At 47.4% G+C, this 18,181-nt stretch carries 16 protein-coding genes; 9 read left to right on the forward strand and 7 right to left on the reverse strand.

Translation table 11 applies throughout. The annotated features are described in order from the left end of the window. Positions 1-199: 199 nt before the first annotated feature. The 4 genes from rpoH to ftsY form a co-directional block, all read right to left on the reverse strand. Positions 200-1,057 carry an RNA polymerase sigma factor RpoH gene (rpoH, locus tag JMA39_RS16025; RefSeq protein ID WP_202722862.1) on the reverse strand — a complete coding sequence of 286 codons (858 nt, stop codon included), beginning with the start codon at positions 1,055-1,057 and terminating at the stop codon, positions 200-202. A 220-nt stretch (positions 1,058-1,277) separates the two neighbouring features. After that, positions 1,278-2,243, reverse strand: a complete 966-nt coding sequence (gene ftsX, locus JMA39_RS16030; protein ID WP_202722863.1) for a permease-like cell division protein FtsX — start codon at positions 2,241-2,243, stop codon at positions 1,278-1,280. A gap of 9 nt (positions 2,244-2,252) precedes the next feature. Beyond that, a complete protein-coding gene (gene ftsE, locus JMA39_RS16035) occupies positions 2,253-2,945 on the reverse strand; it encodes a cell division ATP-binding protein FtsE (RefSeq protein WP_202722864.1) in 693 nt (230 codons plus the stop codon). Between the two features lie 71 nt (positions 2,946-3,016). Further along, positions 3,017-5,050 carry a signal recognition particle-docking protein FtsY gene (ftsY, locus tag JMA39_RS16040; protein WP_202722865.1) on the reverse strand — a complete coding sequence of 678 codons (2,034 nt, stop codon included), beginning with the start codon at positions 5,048-5,050 and terminating at the stop codon, positions 3,017-3,019. Between the two features lie 225 nt (positions 5,051-5,275). Here ftsY and rsmD point away from each other — a divergent pair, with 225 nt between their 5' ends. Both rsmD and JMA39_RS16050 read left to right on the forward strand, forming a co-directional pair. Continuing rightward, positions 5,276-5,896 (forward strand): 16S rRNA (guanine(966)-N(2))-methyltransferase RsmD, encoded by a 621-nt coding sequence (rsmD, locus tag JMA39_RS16045; protein WP_202722866.1) that lies wholly within the window; start codon positions 5,276-5,278, stop codon positions 5,894-5,896. After that, positions 5,897-6,178, forward strand: a complete 282-nt coding sequence (locus JMA39_RS16050; protein WP_202722867.1) for a DUF1145 domain-containing protein — start codon at positions 5,897-5,899, stop codon at positions 6,176-6,178. Between the two features lie 754 nt (positions 6,179-6,932). Here JMA39_RS16050 and JMA39_RS16055 read toward each other — a convergent pair. Then, positions 6,933-7,496: a NapC/NirT family cytochrome c gene (locus JMA39_RS16055; RefSeq protein WP_202722868.1), complete on the reverse strand. Its 564-nt coding sequence runs from the start codon at positions 7,494-7,496 to the stop codon at positions 6,933-6,935. A 388-nt stretch (positions 7,497-7,884) separates the two neighbouring features. Between JMA39_RS16055 and JMA39_RS16060 the strand changes: the two genes are divergently transcribed. The 6 genes from JMA39_RS16060 (at position 7,885) to JMA39_RS16085 (ending at position 15,403) form a co-directional block, all read left to right on the forward strand. Then, positions 7,885-8,340: a hypothetical protein gene (locus JMA39_RS16060; RefSeq protein ID WP_202722869.1), complete on the forward strand. Its 456-nt coding sequence runs from the start codon at positions 7,885-7,887 to the stop codon at positions 8,338-8,340. A gap of 251 nt (positions 8,341-8,591) precedes the next feature. Further along, the gene (locus tag JMA39_RS16065; RefSeq protein ID WP_202722870.1) at positions 8,592-9,011 is read left to right on the forward strand and encodes a DUF2057 family protein; all 420 of its coding nucleotides are present in this window, start codon (positions 8,592-8,594) and stop codon (positions 9,009-9,011) included. A 117-nt stretch (positions 9,012-9,128) separates the two neighbouring features. Next, positions 9,129-9,545, forward strand: coding sequence for a hypothetical protein (locus JMA39_RS16070; protein ID WP_202722871.1), 417 nt, complete (start codon positions 9,129-9,131; stop codon positions 9,543-9,545). A 145-nt stretch (positions 9,546-9,690) separates the two neighbouring features. Beyond that, entirely contained in the window at positions 9,691-10,305 is a 615-nt protein-coding gene (locus JMA39_RS16075) for a heavy metal-binding domain-containing protein (protein WP_202722872.1), read from the forward strand. A 24-nt stretch (positions 10,306-10,329) separates the two neighbouring features. Further along, positions 10,330-12,252 carry an efflux RND transporter periplasmic adaptor subunit gene (locus tag JMA39_RS16080; protein ID WP_202722873.1) on the forward strand — a complete coding sequence of 641 codons (1,923 nt, stop codon included), beginning with the start codon at positions 10,330-10,332 and terminating at the stop codon, positions 12,250-12,252. Positions 12,253-12,265: 13 nt separating this feature from the next. After that, the gene (locus tag JMA39_RS16085) at positions 12,266-15,403 is read left to right on the forward strand and encodes an efflux RND transporter permease subunit (RefSeq protein WP_202722874.1); all 3,138 of its coding nucleotides are present in this window, start codon (positions 12,266-12,268) and stop codon (positions 15,401-15,403) included. A gap of 66 nt (positions 15,404-15,469) precedes the next feature. Here the strand turns inward: JMA39_RS16085 and JMA39_RS16090 are convergent, their stop codons facing one another. Beyond that, positions 15,470-15,739, reverse strand: coding sequence for a hypothetical protein (locus JMA39_RS16090; RefSeq protein WP_202722875.1), 270 nt, complete (start codon positions 15,737-15,739; stop codon positions 15,470-15,472). A gap of 255 nt (positions 15,740-15,994) precedes the next feature. Further along, the gene (locus JMA39_RS16095; protein ID WP_202722905.1) at positions 15,995-16,777 is read right to left on the reverse strand and encodes a VOC family protein; all 783 of its coding nucleotides are present in this window, start codon (positions 16,775-16,777) and stop codon (positions 15,995-15,997) included. A 200-nt stretch (positions 16,778-16,977) separates the two neighbouring features. Between JMA39_RS16095 and JMA39_RS21435 the strand changes: the two genes are divergently transcribed. Next, complete coding sequence (locus JMA39_RS21435) at positions 16,978-18,156, forward strand: GGDEF domain-containing protein (RefSeq protein WP_202722876.1); 1,179 nt, start codon at positions 16,978-16,980, stop codon at positions 18,154-18,156. Positions 18,157-18,181: the final 25 nt, after the last annotated feature.

Here is an 18,181-nt window from a genome sequence, read left to right on the forward strand (position 1 = left end):
CTTATATCTTTAAGCCCCTATGTGGGATGGAATCCCACGACTTTGGTCAGGCGCAGCCTGATGCCTTAAATGACCTTTTATCAAACGAAGTTTGATTGATACAGAATTACCTGCAAGTCTAGGTAAACTCTAGACATAAAAAAACCTGCTAAAAAGCAGGTTTCATTTATCGCTAAAGCCATTGAAGCCACAATGGAAACTAGGCTTCCATACAGCCTTTAAGCTTAATCATTGCATTCTTTTCCAACTGTCTGATGCGTTCAGCAGACACTTGGTAAGTTGCTGCTAAATCTTGCAGTGTGGTCTTGTCTTCATCTAACCAACGCGCTTTAAGAATATGTTGGCTACGCTCATCAAGGGTCTTGATGGCCGATAACAGACGCGCTTGGTTATTCTGTTCCCAGTTGTCACTTTCAACTTGAGACGCTAAATCTGATGATTGATCTTCAAGGTAATGCATAGGTGCATAATCATGTTCATCATCATTGTCGCTAGCGAGATCGAAGGCAGGATCTTGCGCCGCCATGCGTGATTCCATCTCGGTCACGTCGGCTTTCGATACACCTAAACTGTCGGCAACCATGCCCACTTCGCTATCGCTGAACCAACCTAGACGAGTCTTAGCTTTACGAAGATTGAAGAACAACTTACGTTGCGCCTTAGTGGTCGCAACTTTAACGATACGCCAGTTTTTCAGCACATATTCATGGATCTCAGCTTTAATCCAATGCACGGCAAACGATACCAAGCGAACGCCCACATCGGGGTCGAAGCGCTTAACCGCTTTCATCAAGCCGATATTACCTTCTTGAATCAAGTCTGCTTGTGGTAAGCCGTAACCCGCATAACCTTTGGCGACATGCACGACGAAACGCAGGTGCGACATAATCAACTGTTTCGCAGCCTGTAGGTCACCGGTCTCCTGTAGACGCTTCGCTAGCTCATATTCTTTATCGGCTTCCAACATCGGGATGTTGTGTGCTGAATGAACATAAGACTCGAGGCTTCCACTACTCTGAGGAACCATCAGTGCCATTGTTTGCGTTTGATCTGTCATTTACGCTCCTACTACTTTCTTACAAAGGTCTAGCTAAAATCTACGTTCTACCCCATTCATTGCTGAGATGGACTGTGAACTATCGACTAATTGACAAAATATGTCAACCATCCGCTTTATCTAATATGAATCGATACTCATTATAGACGGGTAGAATCTTACACCTAGTTATAGGCAAGGCAAATGAAAAAAAGTTCACCTTTTAAGCATTGCCGTCAGTTTATGTTGGCTCTATCGCTCTTAAGTGTTGCCGTACCGAAAGGTAAGATCCTAACCAACCTAAGAATGATGCTAGCAATACTAGCTGACCCAGCTCAGCAATGGAGAGGGACTCCATCTGTAATTGACTACCATATAGGCCTAACAGCTCAGCCAAAGCGGAATCAAGATACCAAACCAATAGATTGATGATGATCCAGGCGAGTATGCCGCCGATGATTCCGTACCAGATCCCAGTATAGAGGAAAGGTCGCTGAATAAAGGCTTCGGTTGCACCAACTAACTTCATCACCTCAATTTCGGTGCGGCGATTCATAATCGCTAGGCGAATGGTGTTACCAATCACCAGTACCACCGCGAGCACTAATAGAGCGGCAATCGCCAGTACGGTACGCTCTAATAACTTCACCACCGCTTGCAGACGCTCTAACCATTCAATATCTAACCGACCAAAGCTAACCTCGGGCTCCTGCTCTAATTTTCGTAGCAGCTCTCTGGCGCCAGCGGGGCTTGAATATTTAAGACTTGGGGTAACCATCACCACAGCCGGTAGCGGGTTAGAGTCTAAATAAGATAGCGCCTCACCAAAACCTGACAAACGCTGAAACTCCTCTAGCGCCTGATCGCGATCGATATAATTGACATCACTCACCTCAGGGTAAACCTTTAGGCGGGTGATCAAGCTCTGGATCACCGTGTCGCTGCGTCCCTCATCGATAAATAGCGAAATTTCTGCGGCGCTATTCCATGACTCGGTAATGGTCTCGGCATTTTTAACCAATACCTGCAGCGCTGCAGGTAAGCTTAGGCTAACACCGAGGACGGCCATGGTCATGATAGATGACACAGGGTTACGCCATAGCTCCCCCATACTCGCCATTGCATGTTGAATATGGCGGATGAAAAACATCACGATACGACCGGAGATAGGTAATTTACTGCGATTTAACTGAGGCTGCTTGCTCATGATTTATCCTCAGAAGCTGCCAAGGCTATCTTGGCTATTGAGCTCTTCGGCTCCTAAGACTCGGCCCTGCTTAAGCGTTAAGGTGCGGTATTTCATCCGCGCGATAAGTCCCAGATCGTGGGTTGCGATAAGCACGGTTGTGCCTGAGTCGTTGAAGGTCTCAAACAGACGTAAAATATCCATCGACAACTTAGGATCTAAGTTACCCGTTGGTTCATCGGCAAGTAGCAGTGGCGGCTTATTCACAATCGCGCGGGCAATACCCACCCTCTGTTGCTCACCACCGGACAACATAATAGGATTATGTCGCTCTTTGCCATAGAGGCCGACCATATCGAGCGCGCCAGCTACACGTTTGCGGATCTCACCAATAGAGAAACCTTCGATCATCAAGGGTAACGCGACGTTATCGAACACGCTCTTGTTCATCAATAGGTGGTGGTTTTGGAAGATCATCCCGATATCACGACGTAAATAAGGCACCTGCGAGCGGGTCACTTTAGCGATATCGTGACCATTAATCGAAACGCGACCACCGTTAGCTCTCTCGATAACAGTGATCAGCTTGAGCAGCGTACTCTTACCTGCGCCGGAGTGGCCTGTTAAAAAGGCCATCTCACCACGCTTTAGATGGAAACTCACATCCGATAGGGCTTTTTGCCCTCCGGGATAGACTTTACTTACCTGCTCAAATCGAATCATTAATTAGATTTCTTGTTAGTTGGCGATATCGCATCGAGTATGCTGTTTAGATTATCTTCTATAAGCTAACGCTATTTAACGTCTTTGTCGTCTTTTGTCTGGCTAAACAAGGCTTCGATGAAGTCTTTCGCATCAAAAGTACGTAGATCATCGATCTGCTCACCCACGCCGATATGACGAATAGGGATGCCAAACTTATCGGCGATAGCAAAGATCACTCCGCCCTTAGCCGTGCCATCTAGTTTACTGATAGTGATACCCGTTACCCCTACAGCCTCTTGGAATAGCTGCGCCTGGCTAATCGCATTCTGCCCCGTGCTCGCATCTAGAGTTAGCATTACTTCGTGCGGTGCTGTCTCGTCTTGCTTTTGCATCACGCGCACGACTTTCTTCAACTCGTCCATCAAGTGTGCTTTGTTCTGCAAACGGCCAGCGGTATCGGCAATTAATACATCCACATTACGGGCACGCGCCGCTTGAAGTGCGTCAAACAGTACCGAAGCGCTATCTGCACCCGTATGCTGAGCGATAACAGGAATATCGTTACGTTGACCCCAAACCTGTAACTGCTCAACCGCTGCCGCGCGGAAGGTGTCACCCGCAGCTAACATGACTGACTTACCTTGGGCCTGATATTGCTTAGCCAGCTTACCGATAGTGGTGGTTTTACCCACACCGTTAACACCGACCATTAAGATCACAAATGGGCCATCGGCATTTTCAGGCACTAAAGGGATAGAGACAGGATCGAGTGTCTTTTGCATCTCTTCACGTAACAGCTCGTAAAGTGCTTCACCATCTTTTAGCTGCTTACGGCTTGCCTGCTCGGTGAGACTCTTAATCAGACGCGTTGTCGTTTCGACACCGACATCGGCAATTAATAGCTGCTCTTCTAGCTCTTCGAATAGGTCATCATCGATCTTCTTACCACTGAATAAACCGATAAAGCCACTACCAATGCTCTCACTGGTACGCTTAAGACCACGCTTAAGACGAGCGAAAAGTCCCTCTTTTACCGGCTTAGCCTGTGGCTCCGGCTGTTGCTCTTCCGCTGCTTGTTCTGCTGCTTTTTCAGCTTCAAGACGTTCAGCCTCTAGGCGCTCCTGTTCGATGCGATCGGCTTCAGCCTGTTCTGCCGCTACTCTTTGGGCTTCGGCTTGCTCAGCTGCAATACGCTCAGCTTCAACTCTTTGGGCTTCAGCTTGCTCTGCTGCTATACGTTCTGCTTGCTCTGCCGCAATACGTTCAGCTTCTGCTTGAGCCGCCTGTTCTGCCGCCAAACGAGCCTGTTCAGCTACCGCTTCTGCCGCCACTCTTTCGGCTTCGATACGCGCAGCTTCAACTCTTTGGCCTTCGGCCTGCTCGGCTGCGACTCTTTCAGATTCGAGACGTTCAGATTCGAGACGTTCTAACTCAAGACGCGCAGCTTCTGCTTGAGCCGTCTGCTCTGCAGCCAAACGAGCCTGTTCAGCTGCCGCTTCAGTCGCGACGCTTTCGGCTTCGATACGCGCAGCTTCGATTCTTTGGGCTTCGACTTGCTCGGCCGCCAAACGAGCCTGTTCAGCTACCGCTTCTGCCGCCACTCTTTCGGCTTCGATACGCGCAGCTTCAATTCTTTGGGCTTCGGCCTGCTCGGCTGCCACTTTCTCAGATTCGTGACGTTCCGATTCAAGACGTTCTGACTCAAAACGCGCAGCTTCTGCTTGAGCCGCCTGCTCTGCCGCCAAACAAGCCTGTTCAGCTGCCGCTTCAGTCGCCACTCTTTCGGCTTCGATACGTTCTGCTTCCGCCTGCTCCGCAGCTAGGCGCGCTTCTTCAGCAAGCCTTTCAGTTTCAGCCTGCTCGGCTGCCGCTCTTTCAGACTCAAGACGTTCAAATTCAACACGCTCAGCTTCTGCTTGAGCCGCTTGCTCTGCAGCTAACCTCTGAGCCTCTGCTTGTTCAGCCTCAATGCGTGCAGCTTCGGCCTCTTCGGCAGCAAGACGCTCCGCTTCAACTCTTTCAAGTTCAAGCTTTTCAGCTTCTAATTTCGCCGCTTCTACAGCCTGCGCTTCTTCTTTAGATTTATCCTTGCGGAACCAGGAAAAAAAACCTTTCTTTGCCATGTGTTATACCGGTGCTCAAATAGCTGTACATAAATGCATTAGGGTGGAGGACGTTATATCAAAAACCAGCTCAAATTACGCTGATAAAAACAGCAAAAAAGCCATTCAGACGGATTCTCATCACTGCTTTTTACCTTTTAGCTGTGCTTTGATATAAAATAACGACCTAAATTCAGACGGCATAGTCTACCACTTTCTTTCATTAGGCAAAATCACGAGGACACCATGGTCAAAAAAAGACCTTCTAGCGGTCAAGTTAGGATTATTTCAGGCCAATGGCGCTCTCGAAAGCTGCCCATTCATGATCTCGAAGGGCTGCGCCCAACCACAGATCGCGTCAGAGAAACCCTATTCAACTGGATCGCTAACGATATTCGCGGTGCTCGCGTACTCGACTGCTTTGCAGGCAGTGGCGCGTTAAGTCTAGAGTCACTGTCACGATACGCCAGTTACGCAAAAATTTTTGAACTACAGGCTCAAGCAGCAAAACAGCTTGTAGCGAATCTTGCCACGCTCAAGTGTGATAACGCCGATGTCATCAAGGGTGACAGCCTAGCTTTACTTGCCAATAAGCCAAGCGAAGGCTTCGATCTGGTGTTTATCGATCCACCTTTTAGAAAGTCACTGGCAGAGAAGAGCATTAGTCTTATCGATCAGCATCATTGGCTTAACGACGATGCACTGATCTACGTAGAAACCGAGAGTGAAATCGCCATGCTAACCGTACCGGCGAGCTGGAACTTGCTTAAAGAGAAGAAAGCGGGCCAAGTGATCTATCGTTTATATCAATATTCAGCCGAGCCAGTGCTCGATGAAACGACAAGTGACACCGAGGAAACCAACTAAATGAAAGCTATGCTAGTTCTAGGTAAAATTGTTACCGCATTCGCCTGGTTAATGATGCTATATAACTTAGTCGTTCCATTTGAGGGCAATGTATCAGTGATCCTCAACATCCTGTTGGTGATGACCATCTTTATGCACTGCTTTCAGACGTTCATATTCCACACGCTATTTAACACCCTGCTGCCACTGAAAAAATCAGATTATCTGCAGGTATTCCTTTTCGGCGTATTCAGCCTACTGCAATATCGCAAGCAGGTTATGGACAAACAGGCTCAAGGCTAGGTTCTAGCCAAAAAGGCACTAGATTCTAGGGCGCTACGCTTCGAGGACGGGCTACGCCCTGCTAGGAACAGCCAAAGTCAAAAGCACCATCTTTTCCGTCTCTTAGCTTTCCCGGCTTTTACCGGGCTTTGCTTTTCCTAGGAGCTACGACCTAGATTCTAGGACGCTTCGCTGCGAGGGCGGACTACGTCCTGCTAGAAAGAGCAAAAGCCAAAAGCACCACCCTTGCCCTTCCTTTGCTTTCCGGCTCTACCGTCTTAGCCTTCCCTAACTCCTAGAACCTAGGACGCTGTGCTTCTAGGGCGGACTACGCCCTGCTAGGAAGAGCAAAAGCCAAAAGCACCGCCCTTGCCCTTCCTTTGCTTTTCCAGCTCTACCGTCTCAGCCTTTCCTAGCTCTTTGCTTTTACCGTCTCAGCTTTCCCTAGAACCTAGGACGCTACGCTTCGAGAGCGGACTACGTCCTGCTAGGAAGAGCAAAAGCCAAAAGCACCACCCTTGCCCTTCCTTTGCTTTTCCAGCTCTACCGTCTCTGCCTTTCCTAGATCCTTGCTTTTATCGTCTTAGTTTTCCTCGGACCTAGCACCTGCTTTTACCGTCTTAGCTTTCTCTAGAACCTAGGACCTATCTCAGCTTTCCCTAGCACCTTCTTTAAGCTTAAAAACAAAAAAGCCCCTATTAAGGGGCTTTTAGCGATTTAACTTGCTGCTTAGAGCAGTCTGGTTAACTCATGTGGCTAGGCTTATGCCTGAGCATTATCCCTTAGGATAAACGTGAGCAACACCTTTGTGACAGTCTACACAAGTCTTACGCTTATCTTCAGCTTTCTTGAAGTTGTTAGCGTGCATTCTCTTCGCCATCTTCTTCATAGACTCAGGCTGGTTCTCGTAGATACGAGTGTGACAGTGCTTACAGTTAGCAGAGTCATTGCCTTTGAAATACTTAAGCGCTAGATCAGCTTGCTCTTTACGGTTTTCATCCAACCACTCTTGAGTGTTGAAACCATCGATAGTTAGGTAACCATATAGATCTTTAGATACGATGATCTTCTTAACTAGGTACTTAACTGGGTTGTGTGGAAGGTGACAATCTTGACATTGTACCGTAACACCAGCGCTGTTGCCGCCATGAGGCGAAGCTAACACTTCATCTTTCAATGAGTGGTTGCTGTGACAGCTCATACAGAACTCATCTGTACTCGTTGCGTGTAAAGTTTGCTGTGTAGCAAAGTAGCCAACAACACCGACAACGACACCGATAATCAGCAATGCCAGAATCGAAATTTTTGCGCTAGGTTTAAATAGTGCTCGCCAGTTCATCACTCATCTCCAAGTATTTAATTTTTATACCGATGTAAGTTAACTTCATCGCTATTTATTTGATCATTATAAACTAGAACCTACTCATTGATCTGGAACTAAAAGTGCAAAATGAGACATGGCTCTAAATCTGTCTTTGGCGCCAACTCCAGCCTATATTATATGCACTATTGCTAAACCTACGCTAAAGTATTGATTATCGCAAGGTTAATAACTTATCGACTTGATATTAGTGTGGTTTAAATTATTTAATTTGAAATTCTTTTAGATGTAAAAGTGAGGTGGGAAACAGGTCTAAAATCAAAAATTTTATGATTTTTGCAACTTTTCCGACAAAGCGCAGGTCTAGTTAATTATATCGACATTGTTACATAACTTAAGGTTAGGCATGCGCAAGCAAGTTATCTATTTAGCATTTTTTATCGCATTGATTGGACAGTTTATTCTGTCTCCTGCGATGGCTATGCCTAAATTTTTGCATGCCAGTTCACACGCATCTCAACATATCAAATCGCACGCCTCGCTGGAGCAAAGCAAAGCTCTAGCCGCTAATACTTCATCGGCTCAGCATGCCACTGACTCTCTATTGGCTGACTCTCAAATGAACTGCACATCTAAGATGCCCAATTTAAATTTGGCTAACATTGACTGTGACGCTCTATGTGAAATGTTAGGCGCCAGTGACTGTATATCCAGCTGTGTCTCGGCCCCCGGTATTGTAGAGCAAGAGCAATTAATGCTTATCGCTCAAAGTTCAATGGCCAGCCTACAAACGGCTTTTTGGTCTCTACAAACAGCGGAACTCTCGTCCATCAATCCCCCTCCCATCAGCTTACTCGCTTAATCGCAGGTGTAACTACTTCTTTAGTTCATATTTATGGCACTGAAGTCAGTTACAACTAAAGAGTAAAACAAATTAAACAATCCACGCCTTTGGCTATCAATTCAATACTGATAGTCGGCGAGGCTATCAGTCTCAGCGTATTTTTATTGGCCTTAATGGTAGTAAACAAGGAAAAACTAGAGCCTTGCCTACCAGTCTTAGCCCGTGTACTGATCGCCATATTCATTATCTGACTTTGTTTGGAGTTTATTATGAAAAAATTTATCAGCGTAATCGCATTATCAATCGCAAGTTTCGTATCTCAAGCTGCATCAGTGGCATTTCCTGATTCGATTGAAGTACTAACCGTTAATGGATTAGGTAACGTCGATAGCCGTTACCTAGAATTAGATCAAGGGCAGAATTTGATTGAGCTGCAGTACCGCGATCTATTCGAAACCAATGCAGATGATTCAAACTGGGTGAGATCAGAACCGCTTTACCTCTATATCGATCTTGAAACGGCTGCTAACTATAAGGCGTTCACACCGAACATCTTGTCTGAAGAAGATGCCTATCAGTTCATCGATAACCCTAGTATTAAGCTCAATGATGGTATGGGTAGTGAAAAACAGGTAAGCCTAATGACTCATGGACAGTTGATGGCGAAATTACTTCTATCAAAACAGTAATATAATAGTCAAAATCCTTATAAGTTTGGCATATTGAGTAGATGAATTTGTGAACTTTATCAATGTGCCACTCTTTTCCTATGGTAGACTAATCACTGCTTATTATTTGGAAACATCATGCTTAGCATAATCCGTCGTCATACATTACTAGCATTTACGCTGCTCGCTTTGTTGAGCCAGCTAGTGCTATCTAATGGATCGCTGATGGTACCTAGTGCAATGGCGGATGAAATGCCAATGATGAGCATGCAAGACGGAACTGAATGTCATCAAGTTCAAATGGATGAAGACACTCATTGCTGCAATTCTGACGAGCAAATGCAAATGCTTCCCGGCAGCTCTAAGCATTGCTGCAACGGCAACGGAAACTGCCAGAGCGACTGCAACCACTGCTTGGTTATTTCAGTAACAGGAACCCTGTTTAGTGTGTCACCTTGGTCAGGTTTCAACGCTTCCGAAATTGCATTGGCCACTCCTATGCCTCATTTCCACTCTATTTCATTGCCACAAGATTTAAGACCCCCAATCGCGTAAACCAAGGCGCTACGCCCCTATGCGAATATCTCTTTGTCAAAAAAGAAAACAAATTAATCTTAATCAGCAATTATTTAAGCCGTTAATTGTTCTGCTGCTCATATTAAGCACAGGCATTCGGCCATCTATACGATGGAGTTGAGTTATGAAAACCCTTATAAGTTTAGCCTTATCAGCCCTGTTACTTCTGTCTTGGACCGGTACAGCATCAGCAAATGAGCATCATCATGGTGCCCATAAAAACCAACACGCTGTACAAAGCCAAGATTATGCTTGCCCTATGCATCCTGAAGTGACGGGTAGCAAAGGTGATTCTTGTCCTAAATGCGGCATGGACTTAGAAGCAGCTAAAACTGCGACTAAAGGCCACGCTAAAAACTGTGACTCTTGCCCTAATAAAGAGTCGTGCCCTAATAAAGCTAAAAAGCACCACCAGCATATGAGCAAGCATACCCATGCCTGCCCTATGAACCCAGCTATTACAGGTCAAGCAGGCGACAGCTGCCCTAAATGCGGCATGGACTTAGAACCTATTGCAAAAGCCGATAACGCTAAAAACTGTGATTCTTGCCCCAATAAAGAGTCGTGCCCTAATAAAGCTAAAAAGCACCACCAGCATATGAGCAAGCATACCCATGCCTGCCCTATGAACCCAGCTATTACAGGTCAAGCAGGCGATAGCTGCCCTAAGTGTGGAATGGATCTAGAACCTATCGCTACTGGCGACAAGGCAACTAAATCTGCTCACAAGCATCACTAATATTTAGGGTGGAGATAAGGCATTATGAGTTTATTTAAGATAAAGAAAATGCACCAAACAGCGGTCTGCGCCTTAAGCCTCGCTTTGGCTGCGACCCCGCAGCTGGGCTTTAGCCAGACAGTGCCTGCCGATAAGCAACAGGCACAGACTCATCACCATGAGTCCAATCAAGATGATTCCAACTACTACTGCCCTATGCATCCAGAGGTGACGAGTCATGAGCCTGGTCGTTGCCCTGAGTGCAAGATGTTCCTCGTTAAAGATGAGGAAACCACACATCTACACGATGACCACAGCGCTGCCGTCGAAAACTACTACTGCCCTATGCACCCAGAGGTGACGAGCCACGAGCCCGGTCGCTGCCCTGAGTGCAAGATGTTCCTCGTTAAAGATGAGGAAACCACACATCTGCACGACAGCCACAGCGCTGCCGTCGAAAACTACTACTGCCCTATGCACCCAGAGGTGACGAGCCACGAGCCCGGTCGTTGCCCTGAGTGCAAGATGTTCCTCGTTAAAGATGAGGAAACCACACATCTGCACGACAGCCACAGCGCCGCCGTCGAAAACTACTACTGCCCTATGCACCCAGAGGTGACGAGCCACGAGCCCGGTCGCTGCCCTGAGTGCAAGATGTTCTTGGTAAAGGAGGAGGAAGAGGAAACTCTCTCTGATGAGCATGCTGACCATAACCACACTGCTCAATCGATACCATCAACAGAGCAGTCTCAAGCAGATAAGATATTAAACCAACCTAAGCCAACGCTCGCCCCTGCAGCCCAGAGCAGCGGTGATGGTAATCTCAAATATGTCTGCCCAATGCACCCCCATGTCGTCTCTGATGTTCCCGGCAGCTGTCCAATTTGCGGCATGGATCTTGAGAAAGTCACCATAGGTGGAGTCGGCGAGGAAGTTGTCGTTGGTGTATCTGGTGGCATGCAGCAAGCCTTGGGTATGCGCAGCGAGCAAGTGACCAAAGGCACTCTATGGAAGCTAGTGAAAACTATCGGCACAGTGGAGTATAACGAAAACGCCATCGGCCATAGCCACACCCGCGTTAACGGCTGGATTGAAACCCTAATGGTGCATAACGTCGGCCAGCGAGTGAAGAAAGGTCAACTACTGTATGAGCTCTATTCTCCAGAGCTGATTAATGCTCAAGATGACTATATGCAAGCCGTAAACTACCTAAAACAAGATAAAGAACGTGGCCAAAGCTTGCTACGTAAGGCACGCCTACGTCTTGAGTTACTCGGAGTGAGTTCAGCCACAATCAAGCAGCTAGAGCGTACAGGAAAGACTATCTATCGGGTGCCATTCTATGCCGAGCAAGACGGCTTTATCAGTAAGCTTACAGTACGTCATGGCATGTATGTCCAGCCAGGTGACACCCTGTTTGAGATCGTCGACTTAAGCAGTGTATGGGTGATTGCCGATGTGTTTGAAAATGAGCAGAGCTGGCTTGAACAGGGCCGTCCCGTGGAGGTCACCTCTGCGGCTCAAGGCTTATTCGACCTCGAATCGACCATCGACTATATCTATCCAGAACTCGACCCTGTATCTCGTGCAATGCGAGTGCGGATCAAGTTAGACAATCCCGATAAACTGTTAAAGCCTGGCACTTTGGTCGATGTGAAACTCTTCGGCGGCCCTAAGCGAGAAGTACTCGCTATTCCAACCGAAGCGCTGATCCTCACGGGTCGCGAGAACCGTGTCGTAGTGCAGCGTGATGATAACCGTTTTGCTTCAGTGCCAGTCAAGGTCGGCATGATTGCTCAGGGCAAGGCCGAGATTATTGATGGCCTAACCGTTGGCGACAGGGTGATTGTTTCGGGTCAGTTTTTATTGGACTCAGAAGCGAGTATCCAAGGCAGCTTACAGCGCTTAAGTGGTAGCAATAGTAGCGAAAACAGTAGCGCTGCTAGCGATCCACACGCGAACCACTAATCGGAGACTGATTATGTTAGAGAGAATTATCAGCGCCTCGATTAAACAGCGGGCGATGGTGTTAGTGCTTACTGCGGTGATAGCCTTAATCGGCTATCAAGCGATGCGCATGACACCCCTGGATGCACTGCCGGATCTATCTGATGTGCAGGTTATTGTCAAAACCTCCTATCCAGGGCAAGCACCGCAGCTAGTGGAAGATCAGATTACCTATCCGTTATCTACCGCCATGCTGGCAGTGCCCGGGGCTAAGACCGTGCGTGGTTTCTCCATGTTCGGTGACTCCTATGTCTACATTATTTTCGAAGACGGTACCGACATCTATTGGGCACGTTCACGGGTTTTAGAGTACCTCTCTCAGACTCAGGGACAATTACCTGACAGCGTCACGCCAACCTTAGGTCCAGATGCCTCAGGTGTGGGTTGGGTGTTCCAATACGCCTTAGTCGACCGTAAAGGCAAGCATGACTTAGCTCAGCTACGCTCTTTGCAGGATTGGTTTTTAAAACTTGAGCTACAAAGCGTCGAGGGCGTGTCTGAAGTGGCCACGATTGGCGGTATGGAGCAGTCCTATCAAATCATCGTCGATCCCCATAAGTTAGCCCTATATCAAATTGATTTGATGACGGTAAAAAATGCTTTAGATAACTCAAACAGCTCTACCGGCGGCTCGGTAATTGAGATGGCTGAAGCCGAGTATATGATCACCTCCACGGGTTATCGCCAAACCTTAGCTGACTTTGAGGAGATCCCGCTAGGTATCGTATCTGAATCAGGCACACCGGTATTGATGAAAGACGTGGCGCAGCTGCGTACCGGCCCAGCCGCACGCCGTGGTATTGCCGAGCTTAACGGTGAAGGCGAAGTGGTCGGCGGTATCGTTGTCATGCGCTACGGTGAGAACGCTCTCGCGACCATCAACAATGTTAAAGAGAAGCTCAAAGAGATAGAAAATGGCTTACCCGACGGGGTTGAGTTAGTGATCACTTACGATCGCTCTGAGCTTATTCTTAATTCGGTGGATAATCTCAAGCACAAAGTATTAGAAGAGATGCTTGTGGTCGCAGTGATCTGCTTGATCTTCCTGCTCCACGCTCGCTCAACATTAGTGGCGATCATCTCACTGCCGATCTCGATTCTCATCAGCTTTATCGTGATGAACATGATTGGCGTCAATGCCAATATCATGAGTCTAGGCGGTATCGCTATCGCCATCGGTGCGGTGGTCGACGCCGCTATCGTGATGGTGGAGAACACCCATAAACACCTAGAACACTATCGAGAACAACATGATGGTGCCACGCCAAAGGGTGAGGCCCATTGGGAGTTGGTGCGCAAGGCATCGGTTGAAGTGGGGCCAGCGCTGTTTTTCAGCTTGCTGATCATCACTCTAAGCTTTGTGCCCGTATTTGCTCTAGAAGCGCAAGAGGGACGACTATTCCATCCGCTAGCTTATACCAAGACCTTTGCCATGGCGGCGAGTGCGATATTGGCTATCACCTTGATCCCGGTATTAATGGGCTATTTCGTTCGCGGTAAGATCCCAGATGAGCGAAAAAACCCGATTAGCCGATTTTTAATTGCGATATACGAACCGACACTACGTCTGGTACTACGCTTCCCCAAAGTCACCATCTTATTGGCGCTGCTGACGCTCGCTAGTGCGATTTACCCTATGACTAAGATGGGTAGCGAGTTTATGCCAGAGCTTGAAGAGGGCGACCTACTCTACATGCCAACGACCCTTCCGAGTGTTAGTGCGGGTAAGGCGGCGGAGATCTTGCAGCAAACAGACCGACTGATAAAAACTGTGCCTGAAGTTAAGCGGGTATTCGGTAAGGTCGGTCGCGCCATGACGGCAACAGATCCGGCTCCACTGACCATGTTAGAGACCACCATCATGCTTAACCCAAGGGACACTTGGCGTGAAGGTATGACACTGGAAGGCATTATTGCAGAGCTGCAGAAAACCGTAAAAGTGCCGGGAATGACCAATGCCTGGGTGCAGCCGATCAAAACCCGTATCGATATGCTTTCAACAGGAGTGAGAACCCCTGTTGGCATTAAGATCTCTGGTGCCGACATCGATGAGTTACAGCGCATCGGCACAGAGATCGAAGCCGTGGTCAGCAAATTGCCAGGAACAGCATCGGCCTTTGCCCAGCGTACCAGTGGTGGTCGTTATATCGATATTGAGCCCAACCTTAAAAATGCCGCCCGTTATGGAATGACCCTCAAAGACATTCAAGACGTGGTGCAGATGGCGATTGGCGGCATGCAGGTGGGGCAATCGATTCAGGGTCAGGAACGCTATCCGATCAATATCCGCTACCCAAGGGAGTTACGCGATAGTATCGAAAAACTGGAAGATCTGCCTGTACTAACCAAGACGGGTAAATATCTCCCCCTAGGTAACCTCGCTAACATCACCATCAGCGATGGTGCACCTATGCTTGCCAGTGAAAACGGCCGTTTGATCAGTTGGGTATTTGTCGATTTGAAAGATATCTCTATCGGCGAGTACATCACTACAGCTAGGGCTGCGCTAGATGAACAAATTAGCTTACCGCCACGCTACAGCTATAGTTTTGCTGGCCAATATGAGTATATGCAGCGAGTAGAAGCCAAAATGCAGCTGGTTGTACCGTTAATGTTAGCGGTTATCTTCATGCTACTGATGATGACCTTTAGTTCATTTATACAAGCGTCAGTGATTATGCTGAGTCTACCCTTCTCACTCGTAGGTAGCGCTTGGTTACTCTACTTCTTGAACTTCGACTTCTCGGTAGCGGTATCTGTGGGAATGATTGCACTGGCGGGCGTTGCTGCTGAGTTCGGTGTGGTGATGCAGGTTTATCTCAATAACAGCATCAGGGACCGTAAGCTCGCTGGAAACTTCAATAAACGCAGCGACTTAAGCGAAGCACTTATTCATGGCGCGGTTATGCGTATTCGTCCTAAGGCAATGACGGTAGCCACCATCTTCTTCGGACTACTGCCAATCATGTGGGGCAGCGGTACGGGCAATGAGGTGATGCAAAAGATTGCAGCCCCGATGGTAGGCGGCATGGTCACAGCACCACTGCTGTCGCTATTTGTGATCCCTGCGATCTACCTACTGATCTATGGACGTAAGCTCGTTAAGGACTAAGTGAGACCCTAGGTTAAAAGGCTTAATTAGCAGCGCTACCGCTGCTAATTAAGCATATTCCGGTGATTAACCACCTGACTCACTGACCACTCGACCAGAGCTCAATAGTCGCTGCGCTTCTCGTTCATCACGATCCCGCTGCGCTTGCGTGGTACATTTACGCACTGGCATACGCGATCCTGTCACTGTTATTTTTTCACATCGGTAACCATTATTTTTAGCGCTGGTATTTGTTTGTGCCTCAGCTCCGCCCTCGGCTGCTTCATTCGTTGAGCCACAGGCTGATAGCAGTATCACTGTTGCCGATAGTCCTACCCATTTCAGTTTCTTCAACATTATTATCTCCATGGCCAAAAGCCTTTTATTTTTTGTGCAAAATACATACTGAACAACCAAGCTATCAAACACGCTTTAAATAAAAAACAGCAAGATACAAACTGATACCAATCAGTATAAAAAGTTGCTCTAGCCAGAATGTATTTTTTAACTCCCCCCATGGCATATAGATAAGGTATGGCAACCCTTATGAAATACATTCAGCAAAAAAAACACGCCGATTGGCGTGCTTTCAACTCAATATAGGTGTGTTATTTAACTCACCATACGCAACTCAATAATCGAAAAGAAGCCACCATCAGGATCGTTAATCACCGCAAAACGGCCCACATTCGGGATATCGGTTGGCGGCACACAAACCTTGCCACCAAGTTGCTCAACCTGCGCCGCTTTGTCATCACAGCTTTCAACGGTAAAATAAAGCATCCAATGGGCAGGCAAATCACCCCACTCTTCAGTCATCGCCATCATGCCGCCGATATCCTGCGCTCCGACTTGCCACTCGGTATAATCCATCCCTTCGATATGACTATCTCTTGTTCCCCAGCCAAAAATATGGGGATAAAACCTCTTTGCCTCCTGCGGTTCTCGACAGGCTAACTCTACCCAGCAGAGTGTGTGAGCCTCGGCTGCGCGCTGAGCCCCCAGATGATTTTTAGCTTGCCAAAGTGCAAACCTCGCGCCCTCTGGATCTTGGACAATCGCCATGCGTCCAGCCTCACCGACATCATGGGGACCAATCACCAAGGTACCACCCGCTCCGATGACATCAACTAACGATGAATCAAGATTTTCAACCGCAAAATACACAGTCCACTGGGTGGTATCACCATTAGCCACCATCTCTTCTGGCAACTGATACATGGCCCCAATATCATCACCATCGATCGCTATCATGCTATATATTCCCTGCGGAATCGGCATATCGATAATCTCCCAGCCAAATAGGCTGCTATAAAACTGCTTGCTTGCACTGATATTCAGAGAGGCTAACTCAATCCAGCATGGCTGGCCTTGAAAATATTGGTCAACTTTCATCACGGGTTCCATCACTAACGCCATCCTAATCCTTTGAGTTAAGACCGATTTGCGCCAGCTGTCCAACTATCACCGGTAAATGATGCAAACCAGACTGAGTGATCGATTAAATTAGCTAGAAACACAAGCGGTGGAAAATGGGATAGGTTTGATCTTGTGGGCTATAATCTAGATCCAGCCATCATCAAGGAGGAGTGTGAGTGCCTGTATTAGAGCGAAGCCTACGATACCTCTTTGCCCCAATTGTTCTCGCGTTCATTGGTATCACCATGATCCAACAGTTGACGGTAACATGGCAGGAATGGCTACCTAAGTTTGACGAGCTACCCTATTACCTTTTAACGCTTTCAGCAGTACTCGCACTGCAATTTAACTGTGGGCGCATTAGCTACTTATCGATACTGTTACTGATCTATTACTATCTTAGCCAATCCGCCCCACCAGCCATATTTGACCAAGACCAGATCTTTCTTGCTGGTACGCTAATCATCACTTTTTTTGCTGTCAGCAAGGATAGAAGCCCATTTTCAATCCATATTTTCAAAGTCTTATTGGGGGTTTCTCTTTGCTTTGCGATTGCTTTTGCCTGGAAGACAGGTGCTTCTGGGTTGGCATCCTTTAACATTAATCAGCTGCCGAGTACGCTTAACTTGATCGCCTCCCTGTATCTACCCGTTGGGATCTCCTGCATAGTGATCAGCATCTATACGGTTTGGCACGCAACAGGAACCAACTCATCCATTGCGCTGACACAGTTTATTTGGCTATTTCACTTCTACCTTCCCAATGAATTGTCACTCGCCATCCTGCTATCTATGCTAGCTGCCGCGTATCTGTTCTCCATGCTGTTCGCGCTCTATGCGCTAGCCTATAAAGATGAATTAACCGGGCTCGCCTCCCGACGAGCCTTAAATACCATGGCATTATCTCTCAATAACCATTACAGCCTAGCGATGGTGGATATCGATCATTTCAAACGCTTTAACGATACCTATGGCCACGATGTTGGCGATCAGGTGTTGCGTTTAGTGGCAAAAAAACTGAGTAAAGTGAAAGGCGGTGGGCAGGTCTTTCGTTACGGCGGAGAGGAGTTTACGATTGTGTTTGAAAACAAAGATATTGAGTTAGTACTTCCATACCTGGAGGAGATTAGACAAAAAATCGATCATTACGATATCGTACTGCGTAATGAAGGCCGTAAGCTCACTTCAAAGTCAGATAGGGAAACCACCCACAAGCCTAATCCAAAAGTTAATATCACCATCTCAATTGGCGTTGCCGAACAACATGGTGAAACCTCATTTGAAAACACCCTTAAGCGCGCAGATGAAGCATTATACAAAGCGAAGAATAACGGAAGAAACTGTGTATTTGCCTAAGTTACGACAACTTGGTTAGCAGCAA

Source organism: Shewanella schlegeliana, assembly GCF_016765635.1.
GTDB lineage: Bacteria > Pseudomonadota > Gammaproteobacteria > Enterobacterales > Shewanellaceae > Shewanella > Shewanella schlegeliana.

What these genes read in the sequence shown, in the direction of transcription:
- rpoH (WP_202722862.1), bottom strand. Translation starts at nt 1,057, where the DNA reads ATGACAGATCAAACGCAAACAATGGCACTGATGGTTCCTCAGAGTAGT.
- ftsX (WP_202722863.1), bottom strand. Translation starts at nt 2,243, where the DNA reads ATGAGCAAGCAGCCTCAGTTAAATCGCAGTAAATTACCTATCTCCGGT.
- ftsE (WP_202722864.1), bottom strand. Translation starts at nt 2,945, where the DNA reads ATGATTCGATTTGAGCAGGTAAGTAAAGTCTATCCCGGAGGGCAAAAA.
- ftsY (WP_202722865.1), bottom strand. Translation starts at nt 5,050, where the DNA reads ATGGCAAAGAAAGGTTTTTTTTCCTGGTTCCGCAAGGATAAATCTAAA.
- rsmD (WP_202722866.1), top strand. Translation starts at nt 5,276, where the DNA reads ATGGTCAAAAAAAGACCTTCTAGCGGTCAAGTTAGGATTATTTCAGGC.
- JMA39_RS16050 (WP_202722867.1), top strand. Translation starts at nt 5,897, where the DNA reads ATGAAAGCTATGCTAGTTCTAGGTAAAATTGTTACCGCATTCGCCTGG.
- JMA39_RS16055 (WP_202722868.1), bottom strand. Translation starts at nt 7,496, where the DNA reads ATGAACTGGCGAGCACTATTTAAACCTAGCGCAAAAATTTCGATTCTG.
- JMA39_RS16060 (WP_202722869.1), top strand. Translation starts at nt 7,885, where the DNA reads ATGCGCAAGCAAGTTATCTATTTAGCATTTTTTATCGCATTGATTGGA.
- JMA39_RS16065 (WP_202722870.1), top strand. Translation starts at nt 8,592, where the DNA reads ATGAAAAAATTTATCAGCGTAATCGCATTATCAATCGCAAGTTTCGTA.
- JMA39_RS16070 (WP_202722871.1), top strand. Translation starts at nt 9,129, where the DNA reads ATGCTTAGCATAATCCGTCGTCATACATTACTAGCATTTACGCTGCTC.
- JMA39_RS16075 (WP_202722872.1), top strand. Translation starts at nt 9,691, where the DNA reads ATGAAAACCCTTATAAGTTTAGCCTTATCAGCCCTGTTACTTCTGTCT.
- JMA39_RS16080 (WP_202722873.1), top strand. Translation starts at nt 10,330, where the DNA reads ATGAGTTTATTTAAGATAAAGAAAATGCACCAAACAGCGGTCTGCGCC.
- JMA39_RS16085 (WP_202722874.1), top strand. Translation starts at nt 12,266, where the DNA reads ATGTTAGAGAGAATTATCAGCGCCTCGATTAAACAGCGGGCGATGGTG.
- JMA39_RS16090 (WP_202722875.1), bottom strand. Translation starts at nt 15,739, where the DNA reads ATGTTGAAGAAACTGAAATGGGTAGGACTATCGGCAACAGTGATACTG.
- JMA39_RS16095 (WP_202722905.1), bottom strand. Translation starts at nt 16,777, where the DNA reads ATGAAAGTTGACCAATATTTTCAAGGCCAGCCATGCTGGATTGAGTTA.